The organism is Bacteroidota bacterium (assembly GCA_016194975.1).
Lineage (GTDB): Bacteria > Bacteroidota > Bacteroidia > Palsa-965 > Palsa-965.
On the sequence record JACQAM010000008.1, the window covers coordinates 144,564 to 164,323 of the forward strand.

The following is a 19,760-nucleotide window of genomic DNA, read 5'->3' on the forward strand; positions in this document are numbered from 1 at the left end:
CACATTTTTCTATCTTCACCATCCTGATTTAATGCTCCGCAAAATTACAAAACATGACAACGATCAAACGCATAAATTCCATTTCGAAAGAAAATATATTAGTGATCCTTGCAAAAGAACGGTCTGACCTGCGCAAATACGGTTTGGAAGAAAGTGTGACTGCAAAGATCAAAAAAGCACTGGTGGCAGAGCGTAAATCTGCATTTGCATTCCATAACGGCCAGCCGTTTTTCTTCCTGCTCAAGCCATCGAAAGCAACTCCTGCTCTTAACCTCGAAGCTATTCGCAAAGCAGGAGCCGGACTCATTGCGGCATTCAACGAGGAAAAAATAACCGCCATTACCATCATTGATGCGGAAGATAATGCAGCGCACACGCTCGCGCTCGCGGAAGGAATTTCATTGGGAAATTACCAGTACCTCCGGTATAAAGTGAAAAATAAACAGAAGGACACGAATGCGCTGAAGGAAATAAATATTTTTTCGAAAAATGTGAAAGAGCCCGCACTCGAACGCCTGCGCATTGTGCTGCACGCCACCACTCGCGCACGCGATCTTGTGAATGAACCACCGAATTCGCTTACCGCCGATAAACTCTCGAATGAATTCCGGCAAATGGGAAAAGAAGCGGGATTCAAAGTGGAAGTTTTCAATAAATCAAAAATCGAATCATTGAAAATGGGCGGACTGCTTGCCGTGAACAAAGGCAGCGATCTTCCTCCCACGTTCACGATCATGGAATACAAACATCCGCGCCCGAAAAATAAAAAACCGGTTTTGCTCGTGGGAAAAGGTGTAGTGTTCGATACCGGCGGATACAATATCAAAGTGGGAACGGGAATGGAAACGATGAAGTGCGACATGGGCGGCGCCGCTGCTGTAGGTTGCGCAATGTATGCGATAGCCAAAGCAAAACTTCCCGTGCACGTGATCGCGCTTGTGCCCGCGACGGACAACCGCATCAACGGAAGCGCGTACGTAGCGGGCGATATTCTCACAATGTACAATGGCCTCACTGTGGAAATGCTGAATACCGATGCAGAAGGAAGATTGATCCTTGCAGATGCGCTTGCTTATGGAGAACAATTCGATCCTTCGCTCGTGCTGGAATTTTCTACACTTACCGGCGCGGCGCTTGCGGCAATTGGCCCTTATGGAATTGTGGCTATGGGAACGGCCGATGAGAAAGTGAAAAATAAAATAAAGGCGAGTGGAAATAATGTGCACGAGCGTCTCGCTGAATTTCCATTTTGGGATGAATATGATGAGCTCATCAAGTCAGACATCGGCGAAATAAAAAATATTGGCGGCGCTTATGGCGGCGCTATAACAGCCGGAAAATTTCTGGCCCATTTTGTGAAATCTCCTTATGTACATTTCGATATTGCGGGGCCTGCTTTCATCGGCGCGAATGATTCGTATCGCACCAAAGGCGGAACCGGCGTGGGTGTTCGTTTACTTTTCGATTTTCTTTCCGGCTATTGATCTTGAAAAAAACAGGAAATAAAAAAACCACAACGCCCCTCTCTAAAGGAGGTTTCTTCCTCGTTTTGTTTTTTCTTTTCATGCTTCATTCTTCCATTACCACTTCCACCACAAAAAATATTCTGATCACGGCAACTTACGATCAGCAGGCGGCGACGAATCATATCGTGCATCTCAATAAAATGATCTTTATCAATGGAATTCCCGGTGGTGAAGAAAAGATCATGGATGTGATAACGCAAACCGATGACGATAACCTTCCGCGCATCCGTTTCGATCTCGGCCCGAACCAGATCTACCGGGATCGTTACATCATCACCTCGTACGGAAATGTCATTGACATGCAGGAGAAAAAAGTTTTAGTGGATTCGCACGACCAGTTCATGAAAGCTTCCGGCGACAGTTTGATCTTTTATACCAATGATATTTTCCGCGGAGAATTTTATTCGGTACTCAATCTGCGCACCGGAAATTATTTCCAGGTAAAAAATCCGGCATTTAAAGTGAAAACCGGCCAGGATGTGGAAGCCGATTGCACACTGAAGAATTATAAAATTTACCTGTATCCGCCTTCAGCAGAAAAAATAGAACTCGTGCGTGATGCCGGGTATGGTGAAGATGTTTCGCTCATTCCGGGTGCACATCACCAGTGCCCGATCTTCTGGATCGATCATGACGATTTTCTGTATCCGAATTATTCAGCGCAACACGATTTTGTTTCCATCAATAAAGTGAATGTATCTTCCGGCACCGAAGAGAAAATAGGCGAGATCGATCAGTTGCCGGAGAATCATTCGCTCTCCCGTTTTTATAAAAGTCCCGAAGGCACGATCGTGTACGAATGTTCGCGTGGAAATTTCGGGATCGATTATGCGAAGAAAAAAATTTTGGAGTTGCAATTTCTTTCTGCGGGAAATGATTTTTCCATTTCGGTGAATGAACACGATGGAAAAGGGCGCGATGTGCGCAACGGAGAAAATGTGATCGGAACTTATTTCTGCGATCCTGCTACGGCCGTCAGTACCAAAGGGCTCATTGCATTTCCTTACGAGATCGTTCTTGCAAATGAACATTACCTGCAGGGATACATGGTGTGGTCATCAGCAACCACCAAATGGCAATCATTCGGCGACAGTGATCTTTGCGCGGTTATTGGATGGACGGAGGAATAATGTGCTAATGAGTAATGAGTAATTGATAACGCATAATGAGTTCGAAGTAAAGAGGTGTGAATGGAAAATAATTAAGAGAAGCGTACTCAAAATTTAAAACCAACTTAGCGTCTTAGCGGTTAAATAGAAAAGTGTAATCGTACTAAAATCAAAAATCAGTGAGCGACGAAAAAATAATTGTTGGAATTTCCCAGGGCGACATGAACGGCGTGGGCCCCGAAGTGATCCTGAAATCTTTACTCGATCCTGCGATCCTCGAGTTATGTACCCCTGTTGTTTTCGGTTCGCAGAAAATGTTTTCCATTCACCGCAAAGCCATCGCTGCCGAAGAATTCGGCTTCCAGATCACGCGCGATCTTGCACAACTGAATCCGAAGCGCGCCAATCTTTTTAATTTTTATGAAGAAGATGTGAATGTGGAATTCGGAAAACCTTCCGTAGTGGCCGGCCGTTATGCGTTACGTTCCATTGACATTGCCTGCGAAGCTTTGCTGCAGGGAAAAATTCATGTGCTCGTTACGGCACCCATTGACAAAAACACGATCGCTGCAGAACTTCCCGGCTTCAATGGCCACACGGATTATATCCGGAAAAAAACCAACGCGGAAAAATCGCTGATGCTTTTGCTGAATGAAGATCTCCGTGTGGGACTCGTTACCGATCATGTTCCGCTGCGCGATGTGGCGCAACACATCACCAAAGAAAATATTATTTCGAAAGCGAAATTAATGGCTGCATCATTACTCGCCGATTTCGGAATCCGCAAACCGAAGATCGCTGTGCTGGGATTGAATCCGCATGCGGGCGATGGAGGAACTTTGGGAAAAGAAGAAACAGAAATTATTTTTCCGGCCGTGCAGCAATTGAATGCAGAAAATGTATTGGCGTTTGGCCCGTATTCCGCCGACGGATTTTTCGGTTCTTCTTCTTACAAAAATTTTGAGGGTGTGCTTGCCATGTATCATGACCAGGGATTGGCGCCGTTCAAAGCATTATCATTTAAAGGCGGAGTGAATTTTACAGCGGGAATGAAATACGTGCGCACGTCACCCGATCACGGAACGGCTTACGATATTGCAGGAAAAAACAGGGCTGATGAATCTTCTTTCCGCCAGGCGATTTTTACAGCGATTGACATTTTCAGAAAAAGAAATAACTGGACGGAGATTTCTGCAAACCCGTTGCAGATACAGCCGCGGCAAAAAGAGGGAAGAGAGAGGTAGAGGGGCGATTGCCGAATTATTGCACCACACAGATTTTCCCTGTCGGGTTAGATTTTTTTAATGATTATCATAGCCCGCCGATAATCCGTGGCTATGGATAACCGGTGGGTTTTACCCCCATTTTCATCAAAAAAACGGCCTGGAATAGCTGTTTTACATCATTTTCAACGTGTTTTATCTGATTTTTGGGCGAAACACCCATTTTTCACCTTAATATTTTCACGCATCCTCATTATTTGTTTAGTTTTGCCACCCTTCTGAAAAGGTTGACTTATGAGTATGTGGAAGGAATACCTCATCCCGTTTGTCGGGCTAAAAGATGGAGAGCATGATTACCGCTTCCAGATCAACCATTCGTTCTTTGACCATTTTCCCTATTCCGAGATAAAGGATGGAAATGTGAGTGCCGACGTGCTGATGATAAAACGTCCGAACATGCTCACATTCGAGATCCGGCTGAATGGAAAAATTGAATTGCCATGCGACCGTTGCGGAAATAATTATTCGCAGGAGTTGAAAGAAAATTTTAAGCTGGTGGTGAATACCGAAGGAGAAACTTTTAATGACGAAGATGATCTTGTTACACTTTCTTCCGGCACTTACGAATTCGATCTTTCCACGTATCTCTACCAATACATTTCCCTGCTCATTCCGTCACGCAGAGTGTGCGGTGAAATTCCTGATCCAAAAAAAGGATGCGATCCGGAAGTAATAAAGAAGCTGGAGAAAATAAGTTCAGGGAAAAAAAACGAAGAAGAAAAAAGTTCAACAGATCCCCGGTGGGAAATATTGAAAAAAATAATCCCGGCAGATCGGGACAAAAAGTGAATCTTTAAAACAACAATAAAATGCCAAATCCGAAACACCGTCATTCAAAAAGCCGCCGCGACAAACGTCGCACACATTATAAAGCAGAAGCTCCAAATGTGGCTGTATGTTCTGTAACCGGTGAAGCACATTTGTGGCACCGCGCTTACTGGCACGATGGGGCTCTTTACTACAAGGGCAAAGTGGTGATCGAGAAGAAGGACTAACGTTTACTTCTCTCTATGAAAATCGGGATCGATATCCTGGGCGGAGATTTTGCGCCGCAGTCCACCATTGATGGCGCTTGCCTTGCTTTCAAAGAACTTCCTTCTTCTGTTCGCCTTGTTCTAATTGGCGATGAGAAGCCTATTATTGCTTCGCTCCTTTCTAACGGAGTCGATCCTTCAAAAGTTGATATAGTTCACGCTGCTGATGTTATCGGGATGGGCGAACATCCTGTAAAAGCATTTTCGCAAAAACCGAATTCTACTATTGCAACCGGTCTCCGGCTGATGAAAGAAGGAAAACTGGATGCATTTTCCAGTTGCGGAAATTCAGGAGCCATGCTCGTGGGCGCCATGTACACCATCAAATCAATTCCAGGTGTTATTCGCCCGTGCATCACTACTGCCATGCCGAAAGAAAAAGGCGGGTTCAATATTATTCTCGATGTGGGAACGAATGCCGATTGCAAACCCGATGTACTTTACCAGTTTGCGATTCTCGGAAAGTTGTATGCAGAGAATGTGTTCGGAATAAAAAATCCGAGAGTGGGTTTGCTGAACATCGGTGAAGAAGCGGAAAAAGGGAATCTTATTGCGCAGGCGGCACATTCGCTCATGAAAGATTCGAAAGATTTTAATTTCGTGGGAAATGTGGAAGGCCGTCATATACTCAGTGATATGGCTGATGTAATTGTTTGCGAAGGTTACACGGGCAACGTGATCCTGAAATTTGCTGAATCGTTTTATTTCAAAGTAAAAGGCCGCGGCCTCGATGACGAATATTTCAATCGCTTCAATTATGAACTCTATGGAGGTACACCTATTCTGGGTGTAAATGGAAATGTGATGATCGGCCACGGAATTTCAAGTCCGGCCGCTATAAAAAACATGATCCTGTTATCGAAAGATCTGGTGAACGCACAAATGCCGGAAAAAATAAGAGCAGCTTTCTGAACATGAAAAAAACAAACGCCGCCATAACAGGAGTAGCTGGATGGGTTCCCGAAACGGTTCTCTCCAATGCCGATCTTGAAAAAATGGTGGACACCAACGACGAATGGATCATTTCAAGAACAGGAATTAAGGAGCGGAGAATTCTCAAAGGAGAACAGCGCGGAGTTTCCGAGATCTGTTACCATGCGGTAAAAAATTTACTGGAAAAAAAGAAAGTTGATCCATTGGAGATTGATGTGGTGATTGTGGGAACAGTTACTCCCGATTTTATTTTTCCTTCTACATCGAATATAGTTTGTGATCAACTCGGAATGAAAAACGCATGGGGATTCGATCTCTCCGGTGCCTGCTCAGGGTTTCTTTATGCGCTGTCAACGGGAGCGCAGTTCATTGAATCGGGCCGTTATAAAAAAGTAATTGTGGTGGGCGCCGATAAAATGTCGTCGATCATCGATTACGAAGATCGTGCAACGTGCATCATTTTCGGCGATGGAGGCGGAGCGGTTTTGCTCGAACCCACGAATGAAAATGTGGGTGTGCTCGATTTTGTTCTTCATGCTGATGGATCCGGAGTTCAATATCTGAATTGCCCGGCAGGCGGATCGAAACGCCCCGCATCTCTTCACACCGTCGAAAATAAAATGCACTATGTGAAGCAGGATGGCCAGGCAGTTTTCAAATACGCCGTGGTGTACATGGCTGATGTTTCTGAAAAGATCATGGAGAGAAATAAATTGAGTGCAGATGATATTCGTTTTCTTGTTCCTCACCAGGCCAATAAAAGAATTGTGGACGCTACGGCAAAACGAATGGGAATCGGCGCTGAAAAAGTGATGATGAATATAGAGCGTTACGGAAACACTACAGCAGGAACCATTCCATTGCTGTTAACGGATTATGAAAATAAATTACACAAAGGAGATAATCTGGTGCTCTCGGCATTCGGCGGCGGATTCACCTGGGGCGCTATCTATGTAAAATGGGCTTACGATCACAACTAAAAAATAATTCAGAAAAAAAAGATCAACACAGTTCTTATCACTCTCAATTAACTAAAAACGCAAACAATGAAACTGAATGAAATCCAGGACCTGATAAAATTCGTAGCCAAATCGGGCGTCAGTGAAGTTGCACTCGAAACGAAAGAGATCAAGATCAGAATAACGGCTAATGCCAAAGGAGCAAAAAGCGACGGACAGGTTATGGTTCAGCAGCAGATGCCTGTTGTTCATTCTAATCCTGTTACGCAAAATGTAATGCAGCCGGTGACAACGAATGTTGCTGAAACAAAAACGGCTGAGAGTAAAAAAGAAAACGGAGTTGCTGATGAATCGAAACTTATAACCATCAAATCACCAATGATCGGCACGTTCTACCGTTCTTCTGCTCCCGATAAACCTGCGTTCGTGAACGTGGGCGACGAAGTGAAGAACGGCAAAGTGGTCTGCATCATTGAAGCGATGAAACTTTTCAATGAAATTGAATGCGAATACAGCGGCCGTATTGTGAAAATTCTTGTCGATGATGCGTCGCCGGTCGAATACGATCAGCCGCTGTTCTTAGTAGAACCGAATTAGAACGGAGTTGGGAGAGAGGAGTGCGGAGAAAATTATTCAAAACAAAATTCTCCATCTCCTCCCTCCATTCTCCCGTCTCCTCCCTCCATTCTCCGAACTAAACAAAATGGCGAAAAAAGAAAAGGCAAAAAATAAAATGTTCAGGAAAATACTCGTCGCTAATCGCGGAGAGATCGCCCTGCGCATCATACGCACGTGTCGTGAAATGGGAATTAAAACGGTTGCCGTTTATTCCACTGCCGATAAAGATTCTCTTCACGTAAAATTTGCCGACGAAGCAGTTTGCATTGGCCCTCCGCCGAGTAAAGAATCGTATCTCAATATTCCGAATATCATTGCAGCAGTAGAGATCACCAATGCAGATGCTATTCATCCCGGGTATGGTTTTCTCTCGGAGAATTCAAAATTCTCGCGCATCTGCCAGGAACACGGAATAAAATTCATTGGCGCTACTCCCGAACAGATCGAGGCGATGGGTGATAAATCAAATGCAAAAGCTACGATGCTGGCTGCCGGTGTTCCCTGCGTTCCCGGTTCTGCCGGATTATTGACAGATATTGAAAGTGCAAAAGCAACTGCATTGCAAGTGGGTTATCCCGTCATCATCAAGGCAACTGCAGGCGGTGGCGGAAAAGGAATGCGCATCATCTGGAAAGAAGATGAATTGGAATCTCAGTTTGAGAATGCAGTGAAAGAAGCGGAAGCTGCATTCGGAAATGGCGCCATGTATATGGAAAAATACATTGAGGAACCGCGTCATATCGAAATTCAAATTGCAGGCGATCAGTACGGAAAAGTTTGTCATTTAAGTGAACGTGATTGTTCCATTCAGCGTCGTCACCAGAAATTAGCAGAGGAAACTCCTTCTCCTTTTATGACGCAGGAATTGCGCGATAAAATGGGAGAGGCCGCAATCAAAGCAGGATCTGCCGTGAATTATGAAGGAGTGGGCACCGTAGAATTTCTCGTGGACAAACACCGCAATTTTTATTTCATGGAAATGAATACGCGGATACAAGTGGAACATCCGATTACCGAAGAAGTGATTGATTACGATTTGATACGCGAACAGATTCTCATTGCTGCCGGTGTTCCTATTTCCGGAAAAAATTATTATCCGCAATTGTGCGCAATAGAATGCCGGATCAATGCAGAAGATCCTTTCAATAATTTCCGTCCGTCGCCGGGAAAAATTACCGTGCTTCACACACCGGGCGGACATGGCGTGCGCGTGGACTCGCACATTTACGCGGGCTACACGATCCCGCCGAATTACGATTCGATGATCGCGAAGTTGATCACCATGGCGCAAACGCGCGAAGAAGCCATTGCGAAAATGCATCGCGCGCTGAGTGAATTTGTGGTGGAAGGAGTGAAGACCACCATTCCTTTTCATTTGCGATTGATGAAGGATGAGAATTTTATCAAGGGAAATTACACGACGAAATTTCTAGAGACGTTTGATCTGAGCGAATAAACTCCTCGTTAAATGTTAAATGTTCAATGTTCTTGCTTTTGTCCGTGCAGGAATTAACTTTGAACATTCAACGCCGAACTTTGAATTTCGAAACGCCATTAATTTTTCTTTTCTTTTTTCCCGCGCTCGTTGCAAATGCGCAGGATGTGAATTTTTCTTCTCCTTCGGTTGATCAGCAATTCCTGAATCCTGCTTTCGCGGGATCGCTCGCATGCGGGCATGCGGATGCGGGCCTGCGTTTGCAGTGGCCCAAGATGAGCGGGAAATACACAACCGCTTACACATCCTACGATCAGTATTTTAAATTCGGCGCCATTGGGTTCAATCAACTTCACGACAGCGAAGGGAAAGGTTTTTATGTCACCGATCGTTACGATTTTACTTACTCCGGATACATTCCTCTTTTAAAAGATTCATCGGGGAAAGGAAAATTAGTAATACAGCCTGCGTTTTCTTTCGGTTATCTCTCGAATAAAGTAGATTGGAATAAAATGGTGAATCCCGATGTGATCGATCCGAGAAATGGATTTCCGTCTCCCGTTACGACTGAGCCGATTCAAACTTCGAAAACCAATGTTGATCTCAGCGGCGGAATACTTATTTATTCTAAAATTTTTCTTGCCGGATTTTCTGCCTGTCATATTACCCGGCCCGATATTGGATTCCTGGCTCCCGCGCCATTGAACAGAAGATACGTTGCGCATGTTTCTGTGAATGGAAATCTTTTGCTCTCGCAGAATATTTCTTTACCGGTAACATTAACATTCATCTTTTCACAGCAATCAGGAATAAATACCTGGCTGCTTAATTCCACATTCGGGATTTCAAAATTCCAGTTTGGTTTCGGATACAGGGTGAATGATGCATTGCTTTTTTCATTGGGATACAAAGGAGAACAAATGCGGATCGGTTATACGTATGATCTTACCACTGGCGAATTGAAAGGCATCACGGGCGGCGCGCACGAAATTCATCTCGGTATTTTATTCTCGAAGAAAAAGTGGAGTGAGGATAGAACGAATCTTCAGAATTTCTTCTGAGATCATTTCCACAAATTGATCACGTAATCGTAATGATGATTATTCTTCATCGTGTCTGATAAAGAAATTTCCACGTTGTACATTCCGGTCGGAGCGATCACGCCCTGTCCCTGCGCCGCACCGGTCCATCCACGATTCAGATTTGTACTTTCAAACATCAAGTGCTGAACACGATTTAAAATTTTCATGTCGAAAGAGGTGGAATCAATTCCCATTCCTTTGCAAATGTATTTATCATTGACGCCATCCCCATTCGGAGAAAATCCGCTGGGCATGTAAAAGCGATAGAGCGTATCGTGTGTAGAAGGATCGATCACAAAATCCTGCGCGGTGATCACATCAGGATCGAATGAAACGACGTCTTTCTTCGAGCACGAGGTGCAAAAAATAAATAAGGATATGAAGGCGATCTTTCTCAATGAAACAAGTATAAACATTTTTAATATTCTCTGAACTTCACCTGCAACTGCCGCTGCTTACTGCCCCTCTTCTTCAATATCACTTTCCACAATGAACGCCGATGGAAATTCATTTTTTATTTTTTTCAGGAATGCATAAGCTTCCAGTTTCGTGCGGAAATCACCAACACGGATTTTAAAATTGGGCGCTTCATAAATTTCGTATGCGTGAATATCCTTGTCATATTGCCCGAGAAATTTTGCTTTCTCTTCATTGGCCTTTGCTTTATCTGCCCCGAAATAGATCTGCACACGATATCCTTTTTCTTTCGATTTTGAATTGATCTCGATCTGCTTATCCACTACCACTTTTGATTTTGGGTCAATGTCAACGCCTTTCTGTAATGAATCGCTCGCAGTTTGTCCATTCACGGCGAACGGAAGCAGAATGGCAAGAAAAAAAATAAGCAAGAAGCATTTCATCCAAACAAAAGTAACCAAAAAGTGCGCCGCGATCGGGTCATTTTGTTCGACCATGTGCAGAATTTCTTCGCCTTTCAAACTTCATTCGGTGACGAATGAAAAAAGAGAAGGCCTTCATTCGATTGCCCCTGTTTTTTCATTGATGCTCCAACATTTATTTAGAATGATTATAAATTAAATTCCGGTTAATTATTTCCCTCAAAACGGGAATCTTGGAATAGTGTTTCTCATAAATTTGCCTCGCCTTATTACGTAAGGTTGAGTTTTAAAACGCCAACGCCAAAACACGTTATATGAAAAGCCACCATTGGCAAAACGCACAAAGCCGCCGCTTTGTCGTTGTATTTTCCCTGGCAATTTCCCTCCTTTTTTCCTTCAATGTATTTGCAGGTCCCGATGGGAAAAAGCTGTTCCAGGCAAATTGCGCTCAATGCCATTTTGCATCCGATAAAATGAGTACCGGCCCGGGACTGAAAGATGTTCTGAACAGAATTCCAGGCAAAGACTGGGCGCATGCGTGGGTGCATGACAATGCTGCGCTCCTTGCAAAAGGAGATGCGTATGCTACGCAGATAAAAACAAAGTACCAGGCGAGCATGAACAAATTTCCCGCACTCACCAATGAGGAAATTGACGCCATACTCGATTATGCAAGTAAAGGTGAGGTTCCTGTAGGCGCTGTAGGTGCTACCGGAGAAACGCAAACAACCGAAGAACAGGGAAGCCCTTTTTATATTTTTCTCATCATTCTCGTTGTTCTCATTGTTCTTATTGCAATTCTTCGTTACACCAAGATCAATCTTCGCAATGCTTACAATGAAAAAGAAGGGTTGCCAGAGGAGCCGGCTCTTCCTTTCCTCGATGCATCTCGCAAATGGATGAATGAAAATAAACGCAAAGTAGCGCTCATTGGATTTTTCCTTTTCTGTTGTCTTATTGTAAAAGGATGGTATGCGTTGAAAGGTATTGGAGTTTACGCCGAGGAAGTTCACCCCGATGAATGGGTGGGTTATCATCCTTCGCAGCCCATAAAATTCTCTCATAAAATTCACGCTGACATCAATGGAATTCAGTGCGTGTATTGTCATACAGGTGTTGAAAAATCAAAAACAGCAGGAATTCCTCCTATCATGGTTTGCATGAACTGTCACAAAGTGATCGATCAGAACCAGGCGGGAACGGATGAATCAAAAGCAGAGATCGCGAAAATTTATTTTGCGACGGGATGGGATCCCAAAACACATGCGTACAGCAATCCACAGCATCCCGTGGTGTGGAATAAAGTTCACGTTCTTCCCGATCACGTTTTCTTCTCGCACCAGCAGCACGTTGTGGTTGGAAAATTACAATGCGATAATTGTCATGGCGATGTGAAGAAAATGACGACGATCGAACAGCAGCGTCCGCTTACTATGGGATGGTGCATCAATTGTCACCGCGTTACGCCGGTTCAAATGGAAGGTAACGGATACTACGAAGCGCTTCATGAAAAAATGAAAGAGAAATACAAAGATCAGCCCATCACGGTTTCTATGATTGGTGGTATCGAGTGTTCACGCTGCCACTATTGATTGATAAAAAAAATATTCACTGATTCTGACTGCTAAATAATTATGGCTAACGAAACAAAATACTGGAAAGGACTCGCTCACCTGAAAAACGAACAGAAGTTCGTAGAGAAGAATCAGAACGAGTTTGCAGAATATATTCCGGTAGAGGAATTCATCAGCGACAAAAAAACACTGGAATCTTCTTCCACCAATCGCCGCGATTTTCTCAAGTTCCTCGGATTCTCCACAGTAGCAGCAACACTCGCTGCCTGCGAAACCCCTGTTGTAAAAGCAATTCCTTACGTTCAGCGGCCCGAAGATGTTATTCCCGGTGTAGCCAACTGGTATGCTTCTACATTTTTCGACGGACATGATTTTGCTTCTATTCTTATCAAAACGCGCGAAGGCCGGCCCATAAAACTTGAAGCGAATCCATTATCAAAAATAACAGGAAGCGGTAATGCAAAAGGAAGAGGCGGATTGAATGCACGCGTGCAGTCCTCCGTTCTTTCATTGTATGATTCAACGAGAGTACAATGTCCAATGATGAAATCGGGCAACGCATGGGTTTCAAAAAACTGGAAAGACATTGACACCGAGATCGGCGCTAAACTGGCGCAGTCAAAAGGCATTGCAATTATTTCTTCATCGATCGAATCACCTTCAACCCGGGCTTCCATTGCGGAATTTGCTTCTAAGTACAAGAATGTTCGCCATGTGATGTATGATGCAATTTCTTATTCTGGAATTCTCAAAGCAAATAATTCTTCCTTCGGAAAAGCGTTCGTTCCGACTTATAGTTTTGATAAAGCTGATGTGATTGTTTCTCTTGGTTGCGATTTTCTGGTGAACTGGGTTTCTCCGGTCGAGCATGCGCGCCAGTATGCGATGGGAAGAAAAGTAGGCGGCGATAAAAAAACAATGTCGAAACATTTCCAGTTCGAATCCATTCTTTCTGTTACGGGATCTAATGCAGATGAACGTTTCCCTGTGAAACCTTCGCAGTTGGGAGCAGTCGCACTTGGAATTCTCGCTGGTGTTGGTGGATCGGTTTCTGCTCCATCGGTTATGCAGAAAGAAGTCGGAAAAGTTTCGGACGCTCTTAAAAATGCAAAAGGGAAAGCACTTGTTGTTTGCGGTTCCAATGATCCTGCTGTGCAATTAGTGGTGAATGAGATCAACAAAGCACTCAATGCTTATGGCACAACTATCAGCACGGATGTGATTGATCTTACTCACCAGGGCGATGATGCTGCAATGAAAAAAGTAGTCGATGATTTCGGCGGCACTATTGACACTGTTATTTTCTATAATTCAAATCCTGCTTACACTGCTCCGGCTGCATTGAAGTTTGAAGAGGCAATGAAAAAACTTTCCTGCCGGATTTCTTTTTCAGGTCACAAAGATGAAACGGCCGTGATGTGCGATTATATTTGCCCGGATCATCATTACCTCGAAGCATGGAATGATCATTATCCGCGAACGAAGCAATATAATTTACAGCAACCGGGAATTCGCCCGCTCTTCAGCACGCGCCACGCGCAGGAAACTTTACTTATCTGGGCAGGGAATAATTCCGATTATCATTCTTACCTGCAGAAAAACTGGAATGCAGATATTTTCGGAATGCAGAATTCCTTCGGTGATTTCACTGCGTTCTGGAATAATTCTGTTCGTGATGGTGTTGTCGAATTAGTGCTCACACAAATGCCGGTAGTGGCAGATCCCCAGGTGAAACCTGCTAAGAATAATAAAAAGCCGGCTGCCGATTCTATTGCGGATGCTCAGTCAGCAATGGCGGCTCATGTTGCAACCATGATGCCTGCAATGGATTCCGTTTCATTCACCGGTGGAATATTGACGCTTAATGACGCAGTTTCCCAGATCAATTCTGTAAAAGGCGGAAAATATGAATTGACAATTTATCAGAAAACTTCAATGGGATCTGGAAATCAATCACAGAATCCGTGGTTACAGGAAATGCCTGATCCGATCACCAAGATCACCTGGGATAATTATATTACCATGCATCCGCTTGATGTGAAGTCCATGAATCTCTTCGGACTTCTTGAGGATGATGATCTGCTTGTTCGCTTTGATGAAATAGAAGATCAGCTTGATGTTGCTGAAGTAACTGCTAACGGACAAAAAATAAAACTTCCGGTGTGGTTTCAGCCCGGACAGGCGCGCGGTACCATTGGTATTGCGGTGGGTTATGGAAGAAAAGGTTTTAATGAAATCATAGATGGAGTCGGGCAGAATATTTATCCTTCTGTAAGCTGGAACGAAACTGCCGGCACTATGAATTATGATGTTTATGATGTAAGCATTGCCGATTCAGGCGATGATAAACACCAGATCGCATCTACCCAGGTTCATTCTACGATCATGGGTCGTAATGAAGATCTTCTTCGCGAAACAAATCTTGCTTCCTATGCAAAAGATGAGCGTGCAGGAAATCCTTTGCCGATGATGCACACTTACGCAGGAGAAAAAAATCCGGAGGATGTGAATCTCTGGAATAGTTTCGAACGGCCGAATCATAAATGGGCATTAGCCATCGATCTTAATTCCTGCATTGGATGTGGTGCATGTGTGGTAAGTTGTAATGCAGAAAATAATATTGCGGTTGTTGGGAAAGACCAGGTTCGCAAAAGCCGCGAAATGCATTGGATGCGAATCGATCGTTACTACAGCAGTCATGTGAATAAAGAGGAAGAGCAGGAAAAAGGCGATATGGGAACGAGAGAATTGTATCGTAAAATGGAAAGCCCGGAATTTGATAATCCAAAAGTTGTTTTCCAACCGCTCATGTGCCAGCATTGCAATCACGCTCCGTGCGAAACAGTTTGCCCGGTTCTTGCCACCACGCACAGTACAGAAGGTTTGAACCAGATGGTTTACAACCGTTGCGTAGGTACTCGTTATTGCGCGAATAACTGCCCTTTCAAAGTTCGTCGCTTCAATTGGTTCAACTATAACGAATATTATTTGTTCAAAGGAATTAATCCTACACAGGATACACTCGCCAGCATGGTATTGAATCCTGATGTGGTGGTTCGCACACGTGGAGTAATGGAAAAATGTTCGATGTGCGTGCAGCGTATTCAGGCGGGAAAACTAGACGCGAAAAAAGCCGGACGTCGCCCGATCGACGGAGACATTCAAACTGCATGTACTCAATCCTGTCCGACAAACGCAATTATTTTCGGCGATCTCAACGACGAGAAAAGTGAAATTTCACAATGGGAACAATCAGGACGTAAATTCGAAATGCTCGAAGAGATTGGTATTCGCCCTTCTGTATTCTATCTCACAAAAATCTGGAATCGCGAAGATGAAAAGGCACATGTTTAATTGATGAACTGAAATAAAAGAAAAATATGCAACATCATGAATCTTCGCTAAGAGACCCGCTTATACTCGGTGAGAAAAATTATCACGAGATCACAGCCGAGATCGCCAAACCGATAGAAGGGAAAGCGAACACCTACTGGAAAATAGTTTTCACTATTGCCGTCACCGGAATGATTTGGGGTTTCAGTTGTCTTGCTTATACACTCGGAACCGGAATCGGTCAGTGGGGTGCAAATAAAACAGTAGGTTGGGCATGGGACATTACAAATTTCGTTTGGTGGATCGGTATTGGTCACGCGGGAACTCTTATTTCGGCAGTGCTTCTTTTATTCCGTCAGAAATGGCGCATGGGAATTAATCGCTCGGCAGAAGCAATGACAATTTTCGCCGTGATGTGCGCAGCAGTTTTTGTTACGATGCACACTGGAAGGCCGTGGCTCGATTACTGGTTGTTTCCACATGCCAATCAATTCGGTTCGCTCTGGGTAAATTTCAATTCTCCTTTGATGTGGGACGTTTTTGCGGTTTCAACTTATTTCACCATTTCACTTGTATTCTGGTATCTCGGACTTATTCCTGATTTCGGTGCTATCCGTGATCGTTTCAAAGTGCAGGGAAAACCAATGCAGGAAAAAATTTATCGCATTCTTAGTTTTGGCTGGAGCGGACGCGCGCGCGACTGGTCGCGATTCGAAGAAGTTTCTCTTGTGCTCGCGGGAATTTCAACTCCGCTTGTGTTTTCAGTTCACTCCATAGTATCCATGGACTTTGCAACGTCTATTGTTCCGGGTTGGCATACCACGATCTTCCCTCCTTATTTCGTTGCCGGTGCTATCTTCTCCGGTTTTGCAATGGTGCAGACACTAATTCTCATTATGCGGAAAGTTCTGAACCTCGAACATTATATCACCATCCAGCATATTGAAATGATGAATATCATCATCACACTTACAGGATCAATGGTTGGAGTTGCCTATCTCTCTGAACTTTTTATTTCCTGGTACAGTGGAGTGGAATATGAAGGATATGCATTCATGAATCGTGCAACAGGTCCTTACTGGTGGAGCTATTGGGGAATGATGACCTGCAACGTGGTTTCACCGCAATTGTACTGGATCAAAAAGATCCGCACAAGCCTGCTGGCATCTTTCTTCCTTTCTATTGTTGTGAATATCGGAATGTGGTTCGAACGTTTTGTGATCATCGTTACTTCCGTTCACCGCGATTACGTTCCATCGTCATGGACAATGTATCATCCTACCTGGGTGGAGATCGGAATTTTCATTGGAACTATTGGATTTTTCTTCACGTGTTTTCTTTTATTCGCACGCACCTTCCCTGTTATTGCTTTAAGCGAATTGAAAACCATTCTGAAATCATCGGGGGAAGAATACAAGAATAAACGCGCCAAGGCAAAAGCCCAGGTTGCAGAAGTTCAACATTAATAAACGGAGCTGAACAAAAAAATTATGACAGCCACCAAAACAATACACGGAATTTACGACGACGAAGATCGTCTCGTAGACGGAGCGAAACAACTTCGCTCCAATCACATCAAAGTGAAAGATGTTTTTTCTCCTTTCCCGATTCATGGTATCGATGAGATCATCGGTATACCGCGCACACGTATCGCGATATGCGCTTTCATTTACGGAATCACCGGAACTTCTCTTGCCATTCTTATGACCTGGTACATGATGGTGAGCGACTGGGCAACCGACGTGGGTGGCAAACCGAGTTTCTGGTATTACATGAACTGGCCTGCATTCATTCCTGTCACATTCGAACTTACTGTGTTTTGCGCAGGACACGGAATGGCATTGACATTTTTATTGCGCAGTTGGTTGCTGCCGGGCGTTTCACCGAAAAATCCGGATCCGCGTACCACTGATGATAAATTCATGATGTGCATTGAAGTAAAAGCAGAAGATGAATCAAGGATCGTATCCCTTCTTCGTAATTCAGGTGCCAGCGAAGTGAATGTCATTTGATCGCCAAAGAAATAAAAGATGAAAAAAACAAAATATAATTTGCTCGCGATCGGCTCTGTTGCTTTTACAACGGCCCTGTTGCTGAACGCATGCGTACTCGAAAATCCGGATAGCCCGGGCTGGGAATATTTTCCAGATATGTATCGCAGTCCTTCAGTTGAAACCAACGGCGTTAATCCGTGGAATACAAAAGACAGCAGCATGATGGGAAATATGTTACCACCGGAAGGAACTATTCCGCTTGGATTTATTCCTTTCCCTTATGCAAATACTCCTGAAGGAGATTCACTCGCCTCTAAATTCTGGAAGCGCCCCGATAATATTCCGCTGAATGATTCTGTGGAAAATGTCGGCAAATTTCTTTTCGAACGTAATTGCATTTATTGTCACGGCGCTGCCGGCGATGGACAAGGGCCACTGGTAACGAGCGGAAAATATGGAGCAGTTCCTCCTAATTATGTGCAGAAATACAATGATGGAATTCTCACCGACGGACATATTTATCACGTGATCACTTACGGAAAAGGAAACATGGGTTCGCATGCTACACAACTAACTCCTGAAGAACGCTGGACGGTGATCGAGTATGTACAAAAACTTGGCCGCGGTGGAAAATCTCTTACTGATTATCAGAAAGAACTCAACGCAAAAAAAACCGCTGACGATTCTCTCGCTGCAAAGAATGGGAATAAACTTGTAGCCGTGAAAAACCCGAAATAATCAATACAGAATTCTGCAACTATGAGCCATATCAATCTGAATAACCTGACCTATAATTTTTCGCAGAAGGCACAGCGAAACCTGATGATCGTTTGCGGTGTGGGTATACTGCTGCTGATTCTCGGAATTGTTTTCCGCCACGCACCGGAAGTTGCCAATGGAGAAGCAATGAGCGATCCGCAGGCAACACTGGGTCAGCGTTTGTGGGCAAATCTTCTTGTGAATAGTTATTTCTTCGGTGGAATTGCATTGGGCGCAACATTTTTCTATGCACTGCAATATGCCGCACAAACTTCATGGAGTACAGTTTTCATGCGTGTGTTCAGTGCAATCAGTTCTTTTCTTCCAATAGGTTTAGTGCTGATCTTTCTTATTCTTCTCTGCGGAAGAATGGGACTTCACCATCTTTATCCATGGCAGGATCCAAGCGTGTATGATAAAACCAGTCCGAACTTCGATCCTTTATTGAATCACAAGCATCCTTATTTTTCCGATGCATTCTTCTGGGGAAGAACGATCGTGTTCATGGGCGGTTACTGGTGGTACCAGATGTGGACCAGAAAAAATGCACTTGCCGAAGACATGATGAATGAACAGAATGCTGCAGCGAACTGGGCGAAGAATCTGAAAAATGCAGCCATCTTCCTCGTGTTCTTCGGATTCTCTTCTTCAGTTTTTTCATGGGATGTGATGATGTCGGTCGATACGCATTGGTACAGCACACTTTTCGGATGGTATAATTTTGCAGGATGGTGGCTCGGAGCAATCATCGTTTCAAATCTTCTTGTGATGCATCTCAAATCGCGCGATCAGTTTGAATTTGTGAATCCAAGTCACGTACACGATCTCGGGAAATGGATGTTTGCCATTTCATTCCTCTGGACCTATTTGTGGTTTGCACAATTCATGCTCATCTGGTATTCAAATATTCCGGAAGAAGTAGTTTACTATCAGCAGCGGTGGGAACAGTATCGCGGACTTTTCTGGGTAACCATGATCGTCAATTTTGCTTTCCCGATGCTGGTACTCATGTCGCGCGATGCAAAACGGAATAAATCATTCCTGCTTTTTGTTGCATTGCTCATCCTGTTTTTCCACTGGACAGATACTTTCCTTATGGTTATGCCCGGTAGTGTTTCATCGAACTGGGGACTTGGCGGAATTGAAATCGGTATGTTCCTTTCCTTTGCATCCATCTTTACTTTCTGGATACTCCGGACACTTTCAAAAGCACCGATCCTGGCAAGAAATCATCCTATGCTCGAGGAAGGATTACATCATCATGCATAAAATATTTTTTTCA

At 44.0% G+C, this 19,760-nt stretch carries 18 protein-coding genes; 16 read left to right on the forward strand and 2 right to left on the reverse strand.

What is annotated here, in order from left to right; translation table 11 throughout:
* Positions 1 to 53: 53 nt before the first annotated feature.
* The 10 genes from HY064_06875 to HY064_06920 all read left to right on the forward strand — a co-directional run bounded on the left by HY064_06875 (position 54) and on the right by HY064_06920 (position 9,958).
* Positions 54 to 1,484: a leucyl aminopeptidase gene (locus HY064_06875; GenBank protein MBI3510369.1), complete on the forward strand. Its 1,431-nt coding sequence runs from the start codon at positions 54 to 56 to the stop codon at positions 1,482 to 1,484.
* Positions 1,485 to 1,486: 2 nt separating this feature from the next.
* Positions 1,487 to 2,656 carry a hypothetical protein gene (locus tag HY064_06880; GenBank protein MBI3510370.1) on the forward strand — a complete coding sequence of 390 codons (1,170 nt, stop codon included), beginning with the start codon at positions 1,487 to 1,489 and terminating at the stop codon, positions 2,654 to 2,656.
* Positions 2,657 to 2,856: 200 nt separating this feature from the next.
* A complete protein-coding gene (gene pdxA / locus HY064_06885; protein ID MBI3510371.1) occupies positions 2,857 to 3,879 on the forward strand; it encodes a 4-hydroxythreonine-4-phosphate dehydrogenase PdxA in 1,023 nt (340 codons plus the stop codon).
* Between the two features lie 279 nt (positions 3,880 to 4,158).
* The gene (locus tag HY064_06890; protein MBI3510372.1) at positions 4,159 to 4,707 is read left to right on the forward strand and encodes a DUF177 domain-containing protein; all 549 of its coding nucleotides are present in this window, start codon (positions 4,159 to 4,161) and stop codon (positions 4,705 to 4,707) included.
* A 20-nt stretch (positions 4,708 to 4,727) separates the two neighbouring features.
* Positions 4,728 to 4,913, forward strand: coding sequence for a 50S ribosomal protein L32 (rpmF, locus tag HY064_06895; GenBank protein MBI3510373.1), 186 nt, complete (start codon positions 4,728 to 4,730; stop codon positions 4,911 to 4,913).
* A gap of 15 nt (positions 4,914 to 4,928) precedes the next feature.
* Positions 4,929 to 5,864, forward strand: a complete 936-nt coding sequence (gene plsX / locus HY064_06900; protein MBI3510374.1) for a phosphate acyltransferase PlsX — start codon at positions 4,929 to 4,931, stop codon at positions 5,862 to 5,864.
* A 2-nt stretch (positions 5,865 to 5,866) separates the two neighbouring features.
* Positions 5,867 to 6,865, forward strand: a complete 999-nt coding sequence (locus HY064_06905) for a ketoacyl-ACP synthase III (GenBank protein ID MBI3510375.1) — start codon at positions 5,867 to 5,869, stop codon at positions 6,863 to 6,865.
* 66 nt (positions 6,866 to 6,931) lie between these two features.
* Positions 6,932 to 7,441, forward strand: coding sequence for an acetyl-CoA carboxylase biotin carboxyl carrier protein (gene accB / locus HY064_06910; protein MBI3510376.1), 510 nt, complete (start codon positions 6,932 to 6,934; stop codon positions 7,439 to 7,441).
* A gap of 136 nt (positions 7,442 to 7,577) precedes the next feature.
* Positions 7,578 to 8,918 carry an acetyl-CoA carboxylase biotin carboxylase subunit gene (accC, locus tag HY064_06915; GenBank protein ID MBI3510377.1) on the forward strand — a complete coding sequence of 447 codons (1,341 nt, stop codon included), beginning with the start codon at positions 7,578 to 7,580 and terminating at the stop codon, positions 8,916 to 8,918.
* Between the two features lie 80 nt (positions 8,919 to 8,998).
* Positions 8,999 to 9,958 carry a PorP/SprF family type IX secretion system membrane protein gene (locus HY064_06920; protein ID MBI3510378.1) on the forward strand — a complete coding sequence of 320 codons (960 nt, stop codon included), beginning with the start codon at positions 8,999 to 9,001 and terminating at the stop codon, positions 9,956 to 9,958.
* Positions 9,959 to 9,960: 2 nt separating this feature from the next.
* Here HY064_06920 and HY064_06925 read toward each other — a convergent pair whose 3' ends face one another.
* Both HY064_06925 and HY064_06930 read right to left on the reverse strand, forming a co-directional pair.
* A complete protein-coding gene (locus HY064_06925; GenBank protein MBI3510379.1) occupies positions 9,961 to 10,395 on the reverse strand; it encodes a gliding motility-associated C-terminal domain-containing protein in 435 nt (144 codons plus the stop codon).
* 39 nt (positions 10,396 to 10,434) lie between these two features.
* A complete protein-coding gene (locus HY064_06930; protein MBI3510380.1) occupies positions 10,435 to 10,839 on the reverse strand; it encodes an SPOR domain-containing protein in 405 nt (134 codons plus the stop codon).
* 293 nt (positions 10,840 to 11,132) lie between these two features.
* On the opposite strand from HY064_06930, the gene HY064_06935 reads away from it, so the two are divergent.
* From HY064_06935 to HY064_06960, 6 genes are read left to right on the forward strand one after another with little or no spacing between them, the layout of a single operon-like run.
* Positions 11,133 to 12,410: a c-type cytochrome gene (locus HY064_06935; GenBank protein MBI3510381.1), complete on the forward strand. Its 1,278-nt coding sequence runs from the start codon at positions 11,133 to 11,135 to the stop codon at positions 12,408 to 12,410.
* A 42-nt stretch (positions 12,411 to 12,452) separates the two neighbouring features.
* Positions 12,453 to 15,746: a TAT-variant-translocated molybdopterin oxidoreductase gene (locus HY064_06940; GenBank protein MBI3510382.1), complete on the forward strand. Its 3,294-nt coding sequence runs from the start codon at positions 12,453 to 12,455 to the stop codon at positions 15,744 to 15,746.
* 26 nt (positions 15,747 to 15,772) lie between these two features.
* A complete protein-coding gene (gene nrfD, locus HY064_06945; protein ID MBI3510383.1) occupies positions 15,773 to 17,191 on the forward strand; it encodes a polysulfide reductase NrfD in 1,419 nt (472 codons plus the stop codon).
* A gap of 24 nt (positions 17,192 to 17,215) precedes the next feature.
* Positions 17,216 to 17,737: a DUF3341 domain-containing protein gene (locus tag HY064_06950; protein MBI3510384.1), complete on the forward strand. Its 522-nt coding sequence runs from the start codon at positions 17,216 to 17,218 to the stop codon at positions 17,735 to 17,737.
* 18 nt (positions 17,738 to 17,755) lie between these two features.
* Entirely contained in the window at positions 17,756 to 18,457 is a 702-nt protein-coding gene (locus HY064_06955) for a c-type cytochrome (GenBank protein ID MBI3510385.1), read from the forward strand.
* Positions 18,458 to 18,478: 21 nt separating this feature from the next.
* Positions 18,479 to 19,747 (forward strand): quinol:cytochrome C oxidoreductase, encoded by a 1,269-nt coding sequence (locus HY064_06960; protein MBI3510386.1) that lies wholly within the window; start codon positions 18,479 to 18,481, stop codon positions 19,745 to 19,747.
* Positions 19,748 to 19,760 lie beyond the last annotated feature (13 nt).